The organism is Curtobacterium sp. GC_Cur_3 (assembly GCF_026544205.1).
Classification (GTDB): domain Bacteria; phylum Actinomycetota; class Actinomycetes; order Actinomycetales; family Microbacteriaceae; genus Curtobacterium.
Map to the genome: position 1 here is coordinate 1 of NZ_JALNUI010000052.1, position 14761 is coordinate 14761.

18 protein-coding genes are annotated in these 14761 nt (G+C 72.0%); 4 read left to right on the forward strand and 14 right to left on the reverse strand.

The genetic code is table 11. The annotated features are described in order from the left end of the window. Positions 1–53: 53 nt before the first annotated feature. From OXR63_RS17455 to OXR63_RS17520, 14 genes are all read right to left on the reverse strand, one after another. Positions 54–794, reverse strand: coding sequence for a C40 family peptidase (locus OXR63_RS17455; RefSeq protein ID WP_267425424.1), 741 nt, complete (start codon positions 792–794; stop codon positions 54–56). Then, entirely contained in the window at positions 791–1222 is a 432-nt protein-coding gene (locus OXR63_RS17460; protein WP_267425426.1) for a flagellar FliJ family protein, read from the reverse strand. The genes OXR63_RS17455 and OXR63_RS17460 overlap by 4 nt, the downstream gene beginning before the upstream one ends. Beyond that, positions 1219–2550: a FliI/YscN family ATPase gene (locus tag OXR63_RS17465; RefSeq protein ID WP_267425428.1), complete on the reverse strand. Its 1332-nt coding sequence runs from the start codon at positions 2548–2550 to the stop codon at positions 1219–1221. Before OXR63_RS17465 ends, OXR63_RS17460 begins: the two co-directional genes overlap by 4 nt. Next, on the reverse strand, positions 2547–3179 hold the full coding sequence (locus tag OXR63_RS17470; protein ID WP_267425430.1) for a FliH/SctL family protein: 633 nt from the start codon (positions 3177–3179) through the stop codon (positions 2547–2549). Before OXR63_RS17470 ends, OXR63_RS17465 begins: the two co-directional genes overlap by 4 nt. Continuing rightward, positions 3172–4206, reverse strand: a complete 1035-nt coding sequence (gene fliG, locus OXR63_RS17475) for a flagellar motor switch protein FliG (RefSeq protein ID WP_267425432.1) — start codon at positions 4204–4206, stop codon at positions 3172–3174. The genes OXR63_RS17470 and fliG overlap by 8 nt, the downstream gene beginning before the upstream one ends. Then, complete coding sequence (gene fliF, locus OXR63_RS17480; protein WP_267425434.1) at positions 4203–5882, reverse strand: flagellar basal-body MS-ring/collar protein FliF; 1680 nt, start codon at positions 5880–5882, stop codon at positions 4203–4205. Before fliF ends, fliG begins: the two co-directional genes overlap by 4 nt. Then, a complete protein-coding gene (gene fliE / locus OXR63_RS17485; RefSeq protein WP_111073323.1) occupies positions 5882–6223 on the reverse strand; it encodes a flagellar hook-basal body complex protein FliE in 342 nt (113 codons plus the stop codon). Before fliE ends, fliF begins: the two co-directional genes overlap by 1 nt. Continuing rightward, positions 6223–6618: a flagellar basal body rod protein FlgC gene (locus OXR63_RS17490; protein ID WP_194625857.1), complete on the reverse strand. Its 396-nt coding sequence runs from the start codon at positions 6616–6618 to the stop codon at positions 6223–6225. The genes fliE and OXR63_RS17490 overlap by 1 nt, the downstream gene beginning before the upstream one ends. Beyond that, positions 6615–6959: a flagellar basal body protein gene (locus OXR63_RS17495; RefSeq protein WP_194661025.1), complete on the reverse strand. Its 345-nt coding sequence runs from the start codon at positions 6957–6959 to the stop codon at positions 6615–6617. Before OXR63_RS17495 ends, OXR63_RS17490 begins: the two co-directional genes overlap by 4 nt. A gap of 158 nt (positions 6960–7117) precedes the next feature. Next, positions 7118–7396: a hypothetical protein gene (locus tag OXR63_RS17500; RefSeq protein WP_267425450.1), complete on the reverse strand. Its 279-nt coding sequence runs from the start codon at positions 7394–7396 to the stop codon at positions 7118–7120. 52 nt (positions 7397–7448) lie between these two features. Continuing rightward, complete coding sequence (gene fliS / locus OXR63_RS17505) at positions 7449–7883, reverse strand: flagellar export chaperone FliS (RefSeq protein ID WP_267425452.1); 435 nt, start codon at positions 7881–7883, stop codon at positions 7449–7451. A gap of 14 nt (positions 7884–7897) precedes the next feature. Beyond that, positions 7898–9301, reverse strand: a complete 1404-nt coding sequence (fliD, locus tag OXR63_RS17510) for a flagellar filament capping protein FliD (RefSeq protein ID WP_267425454.1) — start codon at positions 9299–9301, stop codon at positions 7898–7900. 124 nt (positions 9302–9425) lie between these two features. Then, the gene (locus OXR63_RS17515) at positions 9426–10265 is read right to left on the reverse strand and encodes a flagellin N-terminal helical domain-containing protein (RefSeq protein WP_267425455.1); all 840 of its coding nucleotides are present in this window, start codon (positions 10263–10265) and stop codon (positions 9426–9428) included. A gap of 131 nt (positions 10266–10396) precedes the next feature. Beyond that, positions 10397–11215 (reverse strand): sigma-70 family RNA polymerase sigma factor, encoded by an 819-nt coding sequence (locus OXR63_RS17520; protein ID WP_267425457.1) that lies wholly within the window; start codon positions 11213–11215, stop codon positions 10397–10399. A gap of 394 nt (positions 11216–11609) precedes the next feature. On the opposite strand from OXR63_RS17520, the gene OXR63_RS17525 reads away from it, so the two are divergent. The 4 genes from OXR63_RS17525 to fliW form a co-directional block, all read left to right on the forward strand. Continuing rightward, positions 11610–12095: a flagellar protein FlgN gene (locus tag OXR63_RS17525; RefSeq protein ID WP_267425458.1), complete on the forward strand. Its 486-nt coding sequence runs from the start codon at positions 11610–11612 to the stop codon at positions 12093–12095. A 3-nt stretch (positions 12096–12098) separates the two neighbouring features. Next, positions 12099–13520 (forward strand): flagellar hook-associated protein FlgK, encoded by a 1422-nt coding sequence (gene flgK, locus OXR63_RS17530; protein ID WP_267425460.1) that lies wholly within the window; start codon positions 12099–12101, stop codon positions 13518–13520. A gap of 2 nt (positions 13521–13522) precedes the next feature. Further along, a complete protein-coding gene (gene flgL, locus OXR63_RS17535; RefSeq protein WP_267425461.1) occupies positions 13523–14404 on the forward strand; it encodes a flagellar hook-associated protein FlgL in 882 nt (293 codons plus the stop codon). Beyond that, positions 14401–14761 (forward strand): flagellar assembly protein FliW (gene fliW / locus OXR63_RS17540; protein ID WP_267425463.1); only part of this gene is annotated, 361 nt, incomplete at its 3' end. The genes flgL and fliW, both read left to right, overlap by 4 nt.

A 14761-nucleotide genomic window follows, 5' to 3' on the forward strand; every position in this document is an offset into this window, starting at 1 on the left:
TGCCGATCCCCCGCGGGCGGGCGCGGCGGGGGCGCTCGGGGCGATGGTCATGCTCATGCGGCGGCCTTCCCGGACTGCAGCAGCGACATCAGCGCGGCGGTCTGCAGGTCGGTGCCGCCCGCTGCCGGGGTGGCGGAGACGGCCTGGGCGGCCTTCGTCGCGGCGGCGTCCTGCGCGGAGGGCACGATGCGACGGATGGTCGCGATGTCGCTGTCCTTGTACCAGTTGTCGACGATCCGGACGTCCTTGCCGGGGTGCGGTGCGTGCAGCACCTTGCCGTCGCCGACGTAGATCACGACGTGGCCCTCGCCCTTGGGGATGATGAGGTCACCGGGCTGCGCGTTCGCGAGCGACCCGACCTCGGTGCCCATCTTCGCCTGGTCCGGGACGACCCGGGGCATCGTCACGCCGAGGTCCTTGAAGACGGTCTGCACGAGTCCGGAGCAGTCCATGCCGGCGGTCGTGGTGCCGCCGAACACGTACGGCACACCGAGGTACTTCTTCGCGTCGGCGACGACGTCGTCCCCGGTGGCACCGCTGCCCGTCGCGACGGTCCCGGCGCCGGCGTCCACGGAGGTCGCCGGGGCAGCGGGAGCCACCGCGGCAGCAGCAGCCGCCCCGGTCGTCCCGGTCCCCGTCGAGCCGTTCGCGCCGGCGAGGGCCGAGGCGAACGCGGTCGACGAGTCCGCCGCCGACCCGGGAGTCGCCGCCGTCCGGGTGGCTCCCCCGCTCTGCAGGGTGTCGATCTGGGAGCGGATCTCGGAGATCCGGCTCAGCACGGCGTCGAGGCTCATCGAGCACCACCTTCCACGCGGCCACGTGCCGCGATCTCGTCGAGCACGGTCTGTTCCGTGCGGAGTTCCTCGGCCGCCACGCGGGTGCCGTGCTGCTCCTCGAGCTTCTCCAGCCCGAGTGCCGACCGGCGTGCGGCCGTGTAGTCGTCCTGCGCCCGGTCGGCGTCGATGCGGCGGTTCCGCACCACGGCGTCGAGCTCCTGGAGCATCCCGCGCGTCGCGGCGCGGGCAGCGGCGACGGCGCTCAGGGTGGCGGCGTCCTGGATCGGCATCGCGACGCCGGTGTCCTCGAGCGTGCGACGCGCGGCGATGCGGGCGTCGGCGGCCTCGCGGACGCGGTCGTTCGCGGCTGCGAGGGACGCTGCGGCACGGTCCTGTTCGGCGTGCCGGAGGCGCAGGAGCCCGGCGAGCGGGAAGCGGCGGTTCACCGGACACCCCCGAGCTGGCGGACCAGTCCGCCGAGGCGCTGCCACGAGTCGGCGGAGGTGACGCGCTCGTCCATGCCCTGGCGCAGGAACGCGTTGATCGCGTCCTCGTGGTCCACGGCGGCGTCGACGAGCGGGTTCGATCCACGCTGGTAGGCGCCCACGTCGAGCAGGTCCTGCGCGGCCTTCCGTGCGGCCATCACCGTCCGGAGCGCGGTCGCAGCGGCCCGCTGCTCGGGGGACGTGACCTTCGACGCCACGCGGGAGATCGACCCGAGGGCGTCGACGGACGGGAAGTGCCCGGTCACGGCCAGCTTGCGGTCGAGCACGACGTGCCCGTCGAGGATGCTGCGCGCGGAGTCGGCGATCGGTTCGTTGTGGTCGTCACCGTCCACGAGCACCGTGTACAGGCCCGTGATGCTCCCGACGCGGTCGGTGCCGGCGCGCTCGAGCAACCCGGCGAGGACGGAGAACGTCGACGGCGGGTAGCCCCGCGTGGCCGGCGGCTCCCCCACGGACAGACCGATCTCCCGCTGCGCCATCGCGACGCGGGTGAGCGAGTCCATCATCAGCACGACGTCCTGACCGGCGTCCCGGAATGACTCCGCGATCCGGGTGGCGACGAACGCGGCACGCAGGCGCATCAGCGCCGGCTCGTCCGAGGTGGACACGACGACGATCGAGCGCGCGAGGCCCTCCGCGCCGAGGTCGTCCTCGAGGAACTCGCGCACCTCGCGGCCGCGCTCCCCGACCAGGGCGATCACGTTCACGGCGGCGTCGCTCCCCCGCGCGATCATCGACAGCAACGAGGACTTGCCGACGCCGGACCCGGCGAACAGGCCCATGCGCTGCCCGCGGCCGACGGTCGTCAGGGTGTCGAGCACGCGGACGCCGAGCTGCATCGGGGTGTCGATGCGGGTGCGGGCCATGGCGTTCGGGGTGGCGTGGTCGAGCTCGACCCACTGGTCGGCGTCGAGCGGTCCACGGTCGTCGATCGGACGACCGAGCCCGTCGAGCACGCGGCCGAACAGCCCGCGGCCGGTCGGCACGAGCACCGGACGACCCGTGGGGCGTGCCGGGGTGCCGGCGGTGATCCCGGTCAGGCGCCCGAGCGGCATGCAGCGGACACCGGTCACGTCGGTGGCGACGACCTCGACGGCGGTCTGCGGTCCGTCCTCGTGGCCGACGAGCACGACCTCGCCGATGCGGGCGTCGAGGCCGGCGACCGTCAGGCCGAGGCCGATCGCACTCGTGACGACGCCGACCCGCTGGGGTGCGGCGAGGGCGACGGCGGCGTCGAGCGCGCGGGGACGGAGGAGCGTCGCGGTCACGCGGACACCCCCAGTGCTTCCTTGGCGCGGTCGAGCGCGACACCGATGCGGGCGTCGAGCACGCCGTCGGGCAGGTCGACGACGGCGTCGCCGTCGGCGAGCGTCGCGTCGGCGCGCACCGCGACCGGCAGGTCGAGGGCGGCGACCGCGGCGGCGTCGGCCGGGCTGAGCCGGACGGCGATCGCGACGGTGTGGTCGACCAGGGCGAGGGCACGACGGACGGTGGCCTCCGCGCCGGAGTCGGCGCGGTCCTCCAGGCCGTCGACGGTTCCACCCACCGGACGGGAGGCGCGGATCGCGTACCCGACGGCGGCGTCCGCGAGCTCCATGGCCGCGTCCACCACCGACTGCTCGGCGGACTCCAGGACCGGCACGGTGCGCGCGAGGAGCGCGTCGGTGGCGACGACCAGTGCGGCGACCCGCCGGGCCGTCTCGGCCTCCAGGGCGGCGGACCGGGCGGCGTGCTCGGCGTCGAGGCGGGCACGGAGCGCCTCGGTCTCGGCGTGCGCGACACGGAGTCCGGCGGCGTACCCGGCGGCGTGGCCACGGACCTCGGCGCTGGCGACCCGGTTCGCGAACCCGGCGTCGGCGACGACGGGGAACGCCAGGCGTTCGAAGGTGTCAGTCAACGAGCTCGTCCTCCTCGGCGCGGTGCACGGTGATGACGCCCTGCGCCTCGAGCTCGCGCACGGAGCGGACGACCTCGGCACGGGCTTCCTCGACCTGCGAGACGCGGACCGGGCCCATCGACTGCAGCTCGTCGTCGAGGAGCTGGCGGTTGCGCTCGGAGACGTTGGCGCGGATGGTCTCGGTGACCGGGCCCGCCGCGCCCTTCATGGCGGTCGCGAGGATCTTCGAGTCGATGCCGCGCAGGACCTGCTGGATGTCGCGGGACTCGAGCTTGACGATGTCCTCGAACGTGAGCATGCGGGAGCGGATGTCCTCGGCGAGTTCGGGGTCGCGGGCCTCGAGGCCGTCGAGCACGGCCTTCTCGGTGGCGACGTCGGAGCGGTTGATGATGTCGACGAGCGGCTGGATGCCCCCGACGACCTCGACGCTCTCGCGCGGCGACACGACGGCCCCGGCGCGCTGGCGGAGCACGCCGGCGACGATCCCGACGGACTCGGGGGTGGCGGAGCCCATGGTGGCGAAGGCCTGCGCGACGTCGGTGCGGGCGTGGTCGTCGACCCCGGCGAGCACGGCGCTGGCCTGCGCGGGCTTGAGGTGGGCGAGCACGAGCGCGATCGTCTGCGGCAGCTCGCCCTCGAGCAGGGACACGACCTGCCCGGGCTCGGCGTCGTCGAGGAAGTCGAACGACTGGCCGGCCAGGTTCGACGCCAGCCGGTCCATCACGCCGGCGGCGCGCTCGGAACCGAACGAGGCCTCGAGCAGGCCCATCGCGGCGTCCTTGCCACCGCGGCGCTGGCGACGACCGCTCTGGGTCATCCGGTGGAACTCGCTGAGGGTCTGGTCGACGACCGCGTCCTCGACGCGGCGCATCCGGACGATCTCGGCGGAGATCTCCTCGGCCTCGAGCTCGGAGAACTGCTTCATCACCTCGGCGGCGCGGTCGGTCTCCATCTGCATGAGGATCAGCGCGACCTTCTGCGCGCCGCTCAGGGAGCGGTCGCCGGCCTTCACGGCGGGGCCGTTCACACCGGGCTCCGGTCGTCCAGGAGCCCGCGGAGCAGGTCGGCGGTGCGCTTCGGGTCACGCTCGGCCAGGGCGGAGATGTCCTGGCGGCGGCGCTCGGCCGTGACCTCGTCGGTGGTGAGGATCTCGGTCGGGGCGTCGTCGTGCGGCAGCGTCGGCAGGGCGACCGTCGCCGGGTCGCTCCCGGCCAGCAGCCCGGCGCGGGCGTCGGCGGCGTCGACGGCCATGGGCATCTCGAACGCGGTGCCGAAGGCGTCGAGCTCGCCGACGTCGACGGTCTCGCGCTCCTGTCGGCGGCCGCGGCGGACCAGCACGATCATCAGCGCGATGAGGGCGAGCGCGATGCCGACCACGATGCCGGCGGTGCGGATGGCGGACCAGAGGGCGTCCTGCTGGTCCGACGCCTGCTGGGCCTTGAGCGCCTTCGCGGCGTCGTCGGCGGCGCTGGTGTCGAAGTCCATCATCGCGACCTTGACCTGGTCACCGCGGGCGGTGTCGGTGCCGGCGGCGGCGGACACCAGGTCGTTGATGCTCTGCAGGTTCGCGCTCTGCACCGACGGTGCCTTGCTGTTCAGGGCCACCGAGACCGTCTGGCGGTCCACGGCACCCGCCGGGATCTGCGTCGTCTCGGTGGTGTGGTCGACGGCGTTGTTCTTCGTCGCCGACTCGTTCTTGTAGCCGTCGTCGCCGGTCGAGGACCCGCTGGCGGCCGTGCCGTTCGGCACCGCGATGTTGTCCGGGCCGAGGACGCCGGTCGCGCCCTTGCCAGCGCCGGCAGCGCCGGCGCCGTACTGCTCGGTCGTGGACGACTCGTTCAGCGCCACCGGGCCGGTGGTCGGCGTCGTGTACGACTCCGAGGTGCGGGTGCCGGTGTTCTGGTTCATCGTCGCGGAGACGACGACGCTGGCGTTCCCGACGCCGAGCGTCGTGTCGAGCAGGTCCTGGATCTTCTTGCTCGTCGCCGCGTCGTAGTCGGCGGCCTGGTCGCTGCCCGAGCCGGTCGCGCCGGTGCCGACGGCGGAGAGCGTCTGGCCCTTCTGGTCGACGACGGAGACGTCGGTGGTCTGCATGCCCTCGACGGCGGCACTCGTCAGGTGCACGATCGCCTGGACCTGGTCGGTGGAGAGCTCGGTGCCGTTCTTCGTGGCGATGAACACCGACGCGGTCGGGTCCTTCTCCTCGGACACGAACACCGACTTCTTCGGGATCGCGAGCTGCACGGTGGCGGTCTGCACGCCGTCCATCGCGGAGATCGTCTTGGCGAGCTCGCCCTCGATCGCGCGCTTGTAGGTGACGTCCTGCTGGAACTCGGAGCTCGTGACGCCCATGGTGTCGAGCAGCGAGTAGCCGCCCTCGTTCGACGACGGCAGCCCGTTCGACGCGGCCTTGAGCCGCTCCGTGTAGACCTTCGACTGCGGCACGAGGATCGTCGCGCCGCCGTCGGTGAGCTGGAAGGGCACGCCGTCGGTGGTGAGCTGGTCGGTGACCGAGCTCGCGTCCGCCGCGGCCAGGCCGGTGAACAGCGGCGCGTAGGACGGCTTGCCGAGCCACGACGCCAGCGCGACGCCGCCGAGGACGAGCGCGGCGACACCGATGATCGCGATGGTGCGCTGGGCGGCGGTGAAGCCCTTGACGTAGGCGCCGAGGCGGCCGAACAGTGTCTGCAGTGCAGCGGGCATCAGGCCTGCATCCTCATGATCTCGTTGAAGGCGTCGACGCCCTTGTTGCGGACCGCGGCGACGAGCTCGAGCGTGACCTGCGCGCGGGTGGACGCGATGGTGGCGTCGTGGATGTCGTCGAGGTTGCCGGTGACCGCCTTGAGCGCGAGCGTCTTGGAGTCGCTCTGCAGCTGCTGCAGGCCGTCGACCGCGTTGCCGAGCGACGCGGCGAACCCGCTGCCGCCCGTGCCCTCGGTGCCGGAGGTGGCCGAGGTCCCGATGTCGCTGCTCGTCCCGGAGACCGAGGTGAGCGCGTTGGTCATGGCGTTGGTGGTGACGCCGTTCACGCCGTCGATGGGCATCAGTTCTTCCCGATCTGCAGTGCCGCCTCGTAGGCGGTCTTGGCACGGTCGACCACGGCGGCGTTCGCCTGGTAGCCGCGCTGGGCCATGATGAGGTCCGCCATCTGCGTGCCGAGGTCGATGTCCGGCATGCGGACGTACCCCTCGGCGTTCGCGAGCGGGTTGTCCGGGTCGTACGTGACACGGCCGGCGGCGCTGCCGAACGCGGCGCCCTTGACGTAGGCGCCGGACACGCCGTTGCCCTCCTGCACCTCGACGTAGCGGGCCTGGAAGGCGGTGTCGTCCATGGACTTGACCGTGTTGACGTTCGCGATGTTGTCGGAGATCGCGTCGAGCCACTTGCGGTGCACGGTGAGGCCGGTGCTCGCGATCCCGATCGCGTCGAACGTGGTCACGAGTTCGTCCGCATCGCCGCACGGACGCTGGTGAGCTCGGAGTTCATCGCCTGCGTGGCGAACTGGTACCGGAGCACGGTGTCGATGTTCGACAGCGTCTCCTCGTCCAGGTTGACGTTGTTGCCGTTCGTGTTCGTCGGCTCGAGGCTCCGCGCGATGGTCGGCGTCGTCGAGCCCTTGCCGTCGACGATGGACTTCGCGAGGGCGTCCTCGAACTGCACCTTCTCGGCGTGGTAGTTCGTGGTGTTGATGTTCGCGATGTTGTTCGCGATCACGCGCTGGCGCATCGACAGGCCGTCGAGCGCGCTCTGCAGCGCTGCCGACGTGACGGAATCGAACACAGGGGTCCCCCTCGGACGCGGCGCCGTCATGGTGTGACGTCGCCGTGCGGTGGTGGCCGATCCCTGGCCGGTTGTCGAGCGATCCGTGCTCGTGTGGCGCTATCGGAACCCGTCGTGAGGGTCGTTAGCGCTCGCCCCGAACGGGGGCCGGGTCCGGCTCAGGCCGAGGCGTCGAGGTACACCGAGCGCTGCGGCGCACGGGTCGCGTCGACCTGGCGGAGCGCACCGAGGTGCTCCAGCGCCTGCCGGCGGTCCCGGTCCAGGGTCGCCATCCGGTCCCGCTGCGCGGCGAGCAGCCGGGAGGCTCGACCCACCAGTGCACGCGGCATCGGACCCAGCCCGGTCGGCTCGTGCCACGAGGCCGGGTCGCCGTCGACCGTCGCCTGTTCCAGGGACGTGAGCACGGCCTCCCAGGCAGTGAGGCGGTCGTCGGTCACGGTCTCGTCAGTGCCTGTCTCGTCAGTGCCTGTCTCGTCAGTGCCCGTCGCGTCAGGCGACACCGAGTGCTCCGCCCGCGTGCGCGCCGACGACGGTCGGGGCGGCCGGCATCGCGGCGGCCGCCTCGTGCCAGGCCTGACGGAGGGGCTCGAGGATGCGGACGCAGTCGCGCGTGGCCTGCACGTCGCGGTGCACGTTCGCGGTGATGAGCGACGTCGAGGCGTAGTTGTAGATCGCGAGCAGGCCCTCGCCGCCGTCCCACGCGTCGATGCGCAGGGTCGACGACAGTTCGCCGACGATGGCCTGGGCGTGGAGGAGCTGGTCGCGGGCGGCGTCCCAGTCGGACCCGACCTGGGCGGCCTCGGCGCGGTGCAGGTCGAGGAGCAGGCGGTCGTAGAGCATCGTCACGAGCTGGGCGGGCGTCGCGGACAGCACCGACTCGTTCGTGTACTGGGCGCGGCGGCGCTGCGTCTGGTTCGTGTACATGGGGGGTCTCCTGCTCAGCTCGACGAGGTCGAGGCGAGGTGGCTGGCGATGAAGCTCGACTGCGACTGGAGCTTGCTGAGGCTGGTCTCGAGCGCCGCGTACTGCGTCTGCAGCGCCGACTTCCGCGCGGCGAGGCGGTCGGTCCAGCGGTCGATCTGGTCGTTGAGGTCCTTGACCACCGCCTGCTGGCCGGTGATCGCGGTGGTGATGGAGCCGGTGTACTTGTCCGACGCCGAAGTGGCGGCGGCACCGACGGCGGTGGCCATCCCGGTCAGGACCGCCTGGGTGCCCTGCGGGTCAGCGGCGAGGGCCTTCTGGAAGACGTCCGCGTCGAAGGTGAAGTCGCCAGACCGCGAGATCGAGATGCCGATCGACGACGGTGACTTGCCGTTGACCGGAGCCGACATCGTGCTCGTCAGCCGTTGCACGGCGTCCCGGCTGCTGGCGTCGCCGAGGAGCACACCCGCGGTGGTCGTCATCGCGCCGGTGGACGGGCTCGTCGTGCTGGTGACCGTGGTGTTCGACGCGTAGTACGACGCGACCGCGTTGATCGCGTCGACCAGGCCGGACGCGACCGCCTGCGCCTTGGTGGTGTCCTGCGCGACCGACACGGTGACGGGGTCGGTGGTGGCCTGGGAGACGGTGACGTCCACACCGGGCACGAGGTCGCGGAAGGTGTTCGACGCGCTCGTCACGGTCTGCGCCGCCGCGGTGCCGGCCCACAGCGTGACCGAGGCGTCGCTCGCCTGCTTGACGACCGCGGCACCGGTCTCGGTGAGCACGTTCGTCGCCGTGCCCGCAGCGACCTCGTCAGCCGTTCCGCGGTGGATCGTGAAGGCACCGGCCGAGCCGGAGGCGGTGGAGCTGAGCTGCAGCCGCCAGAGCCGCGTGCCGTCGGCCGCGGTCCCCGCCTGCACCTTCGTGGCGGTCACCCCGGCGCCCGACTTGGTGATCGCGGCGGCGACGTCGTCGAGGGAGCCGGACTTCGGCGTCACCGTCGTGGTCGTGCCGTCGGCCTTCGTGATGGTCACCGGCTGCGCGTCGGCGGACCACGTCGACATCGCCGCGGTGACGCCGACCTGGGAGGACGCGGTCGACCCGACCGAGAAGCTGATGGACCCGGGGGCGGCGGTGGCGCTCGTGGCGACCGTGACCCCGGGCGCCGAGCTGGTGGCGGAGAAGACGTCGAGGGACGCGGGCTTGGCGGCGTTCGTGGCCTTCGTCGCGAGGGTCTGCACCAGGGAGTTGATGGTCTGCAGGGACGAGACGAACGCGGTGGTCGCGGTGACCTTGTTCTTGAGGAGCGTCTGCGGGACCGTCTCGATGGACATCAGCGAGTTGATGAGGCTCGTGGTGTCCAGGCCGGAGACGAGTCCGTCGATGGCGAAGCTGCCGCTCGACACGGAGGACGTTGACATGGGTGCTCCTGTTCAACGGGGCAGATCGGGGCGCGCGCCGACGACGGCACGCAGGGGTGCGCCGCCCCCCGGGAGGCCTGAACTGTCCCGGAGGGCGGCGCGGTTCACGCGTCGCGCGTGGTGGCTAGCGGAGCAGCGACAGGACGCCCTGCGTGCTCTGGTTCGCCTGCGCGAGCATCGACGTGCCGGCCTGGCTGAGGATGTTGTCGCGCGTGTACTTGACCATCTCCTCCGCCATGTCGACGTCGGTGATCCGCGAGGACGCCGCGGTGAGGTTCTCCTTGGCCACGTTCGTCACGTTGATGGCGTGGTCGAAGCGGTTCTGGATGGCGCCGATGTTCGAACGAGCCGACGACACGTACGTGATCTGCTTGTCGATCTCCTTGATCGCCGCCTGGGCGTTGTCCGCCGTGTCGAAGGTGAGCGCAGCGGTGGCCGTGCCCACGTCGGCGACGTTCGACTTGGACAGGTCCACGTCGATCTGGCTCGCCGCGTCGCCGTTGGCGCCGACCTGGAACTTCAGGACGCCTGCGGTGCCGGCGGAGCCGTCGAGCAGGTTGATGCCGTTGAAGTTGGTCGACTGCGAGATGCGGGTGAGCTCCTTGGAGAGCTCGCCGACCTCGGTCGAGATCGCGGTGCGCGAGTCAGCGTTGTTCGAGTCGTTGCCGGCCTGCACTGCCAGGTCGCGCATGCGCTGGAGGATGGAGTGGGTCTCGGTGAGGCCACCTTCAGCGGTCTGCACGACGGAGATGCCGTCCTGCGAGTTGCGGGCGGCGACCGTGAGGCCACCGACCTGGGACTTCAGCCCCTCGGAGATCGACAGACCGGCAGCGTCGTCGGCAGCACGGTTGATGCGGAGACCGCTCGAGAGCTTCTCGAGGGACTTCGACAGGTCGTTCTGCGTCGCGTTGAGGTTCCGGTACGTGTTGAGTGCCGAGAGGTTGGTGTTGATGGACATACCCATGGTGGTTTCCTCCGTGAAGTGTGGGTCTTCGCCTGCCCGTCCGTGGGCTGGCATCGTTGCCTGTCGGCCGGGTGGCCGGAGGCGTTAGGAGAACCGGAGCGGTTTTTTCCGCGCCGTCCGTCCTCCTGGTCTCAGCTCGCGGCCACCTGGTGGGTCGCGGTCGCGTTCTGGACGGCTCGGGCGACGCCGGCCGTCGCGTTCGCGGCCACGCGGGCCAGGTAGGCGCTGCGGCGCGCGGCGGTGGTGCGCGACGCGGGTTCCGGGGCCGACTGGCCGTCGCCGTAGTGCGTGGCGAGGCCGTCGCGGAGCAGGCGCATCGCCTCGGAGCGCTGCTGCGAGACAGCCGAGTGGGTGATGCCGAGCTCGGCGGCGACGTCGGTCACCGAGCGGTCGCCGAAGTAGACGGCCTCGACGACGAAGCGCATCCGCTCCGGCAGGGCCTCGACGGCGGCGCGGAGGTAGCGGTCGCGCTCGGTGGCGACGAGCTCGTCGCCGGGGAGCGGCAGGTCGGCGGCGACGGTGTCGTGCACGGTCTCGTCGATCGGGCTCGTCGTGCGGCCGGCGTCGCTCATCGCGTCGACGGCGGTCTGGCGGTCCACGCCCATCGCGTCGGCGATCTCCTGCACGGAGACGCTCCGGCCGAGACGGGCGGACAGGGCCTCCTGCGTGGCGAGGACCTCGCGGATGCGCTTGCGGGTCCCGCGGCTCGCCCAGTCGGCGGAGCGCATGTCGTCCGCGAGCGCGCCGGTGATGCGCGTCCGGGCGTAGGCGCCGAACGGGACGCCGAGGGTGGGGTCGAAGGCATCGGCGGCCGCGACGAGCGCGAGCGAACCGACGGCGGCGAGGTCGTCGCGGTCGAGGTGGGTGGCACGGGCACGGACGTCAGCGACGATGTAGCCGACCAGCGGCAGGTGCTCGACGATCATCGCGTTGCGTTCGGTGCGGTCCATTGGTCATCCCCTGGTCGACTCGTGCTGACTGACCCCGTCCGTGGGCACGACGAACACCGGCCGCGTGGTGGCCGGTCGGTACGCCGAGGTCCCGCCCGGTTCCCTCCGAGCGGTGCACCTGCGCCGCTTCCGACGCTGTCCGGGTGTCCCCCGGGGTGCGGTTCTGAATGTATCGGCTGGCAATCGGCTGGACACCCCTGGGAACGGCCCCAATGCGGGGGGACGAGGGGTGTGGAGGGGTCCGCATTCGGGGGGACACGGGCAGGAGAACGACCGTTCCTGGCCCCTGTTCTGAGGGTGGCGGAGGACCCCGCGGGGCGTCCTGCTTACGCGCTTCCCGGACTGGCCGATAGTCCACCGTGTCCGACTGGACGACCGACAACGGGAGGAGATGATGAGCGTGAACGACCTGTCCGCCGTGCTCTGGCGTGAACGAGAGCTGCTCGAGATGCTCACCTTCAAGCTCGAGGAAGAGCAGCTGCTGCTCGCCGCCGGGCGCTCCCGCTGGGTCTCGCACGCCAGCCGCGAGGTCGAGCAGGTGCTCGCACGCCTCCGCACCACCGGCCTCGAGCGCAGCGCCCAGAGCGCCGCCGTCGCCGAGGAGTGGGGCGTCGACCCCGACGCTCCCCTGCGCGAGGTCGTCGCCGCCGCCCCGGCCGGTCCGTGGGGCGAGATCCTCGCGTCGCACCTTCAGGCGATGCTCGAACTGACGACGCAGATCGGCGCCCTCCGCGACGAGAACGACCGCTTCCTCCGCACCGCCGCGCAGTCGACCGAGGAGACCCTCGCCGGGGACGTCGGCGACACCGCGACGTACGACGCGTCCGGGGTCTCGGGCCGTCCGGCCGGCGAGGCACGCCTCTTCGACGGGAGCCTGTAGACCATGGTGAGCACCTTCGGTTCCCTCGCGACCGCCTACTCCGGCCTGAGCGCCGCCCGTGCCGGCATCGACGTCACCGGGCAGAACATCGCCAACGTGAACACCACGGGCTACACCCGGCAGCGCGTCACACAGTCATCCGTCCCCACGGTGCAGACGGGCTTCATGCGCGGCACCGCGGCCCTGGCGGGCCAGGGCGTCTCCATCGACGGGATCGCCCGGCTCGGCTCGATGACCCTCGACGCGGGTGTCCGTGCAGCGGCCGGCTCCTCTGCCTACGCCACCACCCGGGCCGGCGCCCTGGACCAGCTCGAGACGGGCCTGCACGAGCCCGGCACCGACGGGCTGTCGGCGAAGCTCGACGCGTTCTGGTCCTCGTGGAGCGACCTCGCGTCGCACACCGAGGACCCGGGCGCCGGGACCGCACTGCTCGGTGCTGCCGGAACGGTCGTCGCCGCGCTCGCCAGTGGTTCGAAGGCCGTCGACGCCCAGTGGACGAGCGTCCGCGGGACCGTCGTCGGCCAGGTCCAGCAGCTCAACAGCGCGGCCCAGCAGATCGCCGACCTGAACGGCCGCATCCGCACCACCCTCGCGGGCGGCGGCAGCGCCAACGAGCTGCTCGACCAGCGCGACCAGCTCACCGAACAGGTCGCTTCGCTCGCGGGCGGCACCACCCGGACCAACGCCGACGGCACGGTCGACGTGCTCATCGGCGGGAACCCGCTCGTGCAGGGCAGCGACGCACGCTCGATCGCCCTGGGCGGCGGCACCCGACTCGGCGACGGCGCTCCGCTCACCCTGACCTGGACCTCTGGTTCCGGCTCGGCCGTCGGGCTCGGCGGCGGCTCCATCGCCGGCAACCTCTCCCTGCTGGCCCCGGCGAACCAGGGTGGGACGGGCGGCGCGCTCGCGCAGGCCTCCGCCGCCTACGACGCCACCGCGACCGCCATCGCCACCCAGGTCAACGCCGTGCACCGCACCGGCACGACCGCGGGCGGCGCGACCGGGACCGACTTCTTCGCCCTCGCTGCCGGTGTCCCCGCGGCGCAGGGCCTGACGGTCCTGCCCACCGACCCGAGCGGTCTCGCCACGCGGAACGCCGCCGGCGACCACGACGGCAGCGCCGCGGACGCCATCGGCCAACTGGGCGCTGCCCTGGACGCTCCCGACCGCGCCTGGTCGACGTTCGTGGCGGGAGTGGGCACGGCCTCCCGGTCGGCGACGTCCGAGTCCACGCTCTCCGACCTCGCGCTCACCAGCGCCAGGACCCAGCAGCAGTCCAGCGCGGGGGTCGACCTCGACGAGGAGAACGTCAACCTGCTGAGCTACCAGCACGCGTACCAGGGCGCGGCGCGCGTCCTGACCGCCGTCGACGAGATGCTCGACACCCTCATCAACCGCGTCGGCCTCGTCGGGAGGGGATGACCGTGATCGCCCGTGTGACCACCCAGATGTCCATGGTGGCAGCCACCAACCGGCTGCAGGCCGGAGCCGCGAAGCTCGCGCAGCTGACCGAGCAGGCCACCACGCTGAAGAACATCGGCAAGCCCTCCGACGACCCCGTCGGCACCGCGTCCGCGATGCAGGTCCGCAAGGAGCAGGCCGCGAACGCGCAGTTCAGCCGCAACGCGGACGACGCCGCCGGCTGGCTCGCCACGACCGACAGCGCGCTCGGGGACGTGTACTCCGTGCTCTCGAAGGCCAGGGACCTGACCGTCCAGGCCGCCAACACCGGCAGCATGAGCGACACCGACCGCGACGCCGTCGTGACGCAGCTCCGCGTCCTGTCCGCCGACCTCGCCGCGTCCGCCAACACGAAGTACGGCTCGCGCTCCGTGTTCGCCGGTTCCTCCACCGCAGCGACGGCGTTCGACCCGGCCGCCGGGTGGTCGTCGTCCACCGCGACCGTCGACCGTCGTGTCGGGGACGGCTCCACGCTGCGCGTCGACACCTCCGGTCAGGCCGTGTTCGGCACCGGCAGCACGTCGGTGTTCGCCGCGATCGACTCCATCGTGACCGACCTGCAGAACGGCGTGGACGTGAACCCCCGGCTGAACGAGCTCGACGCACACCTGACGACCGTCCGCGGTGCGCAGGCGGACGTCGGCGTCCGGCACGCCTCGGCACTCGCCGCGCAGTCCTCGTTGAAGACCTCCTCGGTGGACCTCGAGGGGCGGCGGTCGTCGATCGAGGACAAGGACCTCGCGAAGGCCGTCCTCGACCTCCAGCTCCAGCAGACCAACTACCAGGCAGCACTCGCGGTCACCGCGAAGGTGCTGCAGCCGACCCTGATGGACTACCTCCGATGAACATCGCCCTCACCTTCACCGTCGCGCCGTTCGGCCTCGAGCCGCTCTCCGCGTTCGTGCTGTCCGCGATCGAGGACACCGACGGCCTGTTCGCGCTGGTCGGCGCGGGCACCACCGACACGGGCGTCGAGGACCCGCGGCTGTTCCTGCTCGACGCCGCGGTGCACCTGCCGTCGTACGCGCCGGAGCTCTCGGACGTGCAGGCGGCCTCGATCGGGCTGGACTCGGCGGCGGACGCGATGCTGCTCGTGGTGGCGAACGCCGGCTCCGGCGGTGCGGGTTCTGGTTCGGGCATGACCGTCAACCTGCTCGCGCCCGTGGTGGTCAACGCCCGCACGGGTGTCGGCGCCCAGTTCA

Bases quoted from the DNA above. Each gene is read 5' to 3' on its own strand.
- flgK (WP_267425460.1), top strand. From the start codon at position 12,099: ATGGTGAGCACCTTCGGTTCCCTCGCGACCGCCTACTCCGGCCTGAGC.
- fliS (WP_267425452.1), bottom strand. From the start codon at position 7,883: ATGTACACGAACCAGACGCAGCGCCGCCGCGCCCAGTACACGAACGAG.
- fliF (WP_267425434.1), bottom strand. From the start codon at position 5,882: ATGCCCGCTGCACTGCAGACACTGTTCGGCCGCCTCGGCGCCTACGTC.
- fliD (WP_267425454.1), bottom strand. From the start codon at position 9,301: ATGTCAACGTCCTCCGTGTCGAGCGGCAGCTTCGCCATCGACGGACTC.
- OXR63_RS17455 (WP_267425424.1), bottom strand. From the start codon at position 794: ATGAGCCTCGACGCCGTGCTGAGCCGGATCTCCGAGATCCGCTCCCAG.
- OXR63_RS17520 (WP_267425457.1), bottom strand. From the start codon at position 11,215: ATGGACCGCACCGAACGCAACGCGATGATCGTCGAGCACCTGCCGCTG.
- OXR63_RS17525 (WP_267425458.1), top strand. From the start codon at position 11,610: ATGAGCGTGAACGACCTGTCCGCCGTGCTCTGGCGTGAACGAGAGCTG.
- fliE (WP_111073323.1), bottom strand. From the start codon at position 6,223: ATGCCCATCGACGGCGTGAACGGCGTCACCACCAACGCCATGACCAAC.
- OXR63_RS17515 (WP_267425455.1), bottom strand. From the start codon at position 10,265: ATGGGTATGTCCATCAACACCAACCTCTCGGCACTCAACACGTACCGG.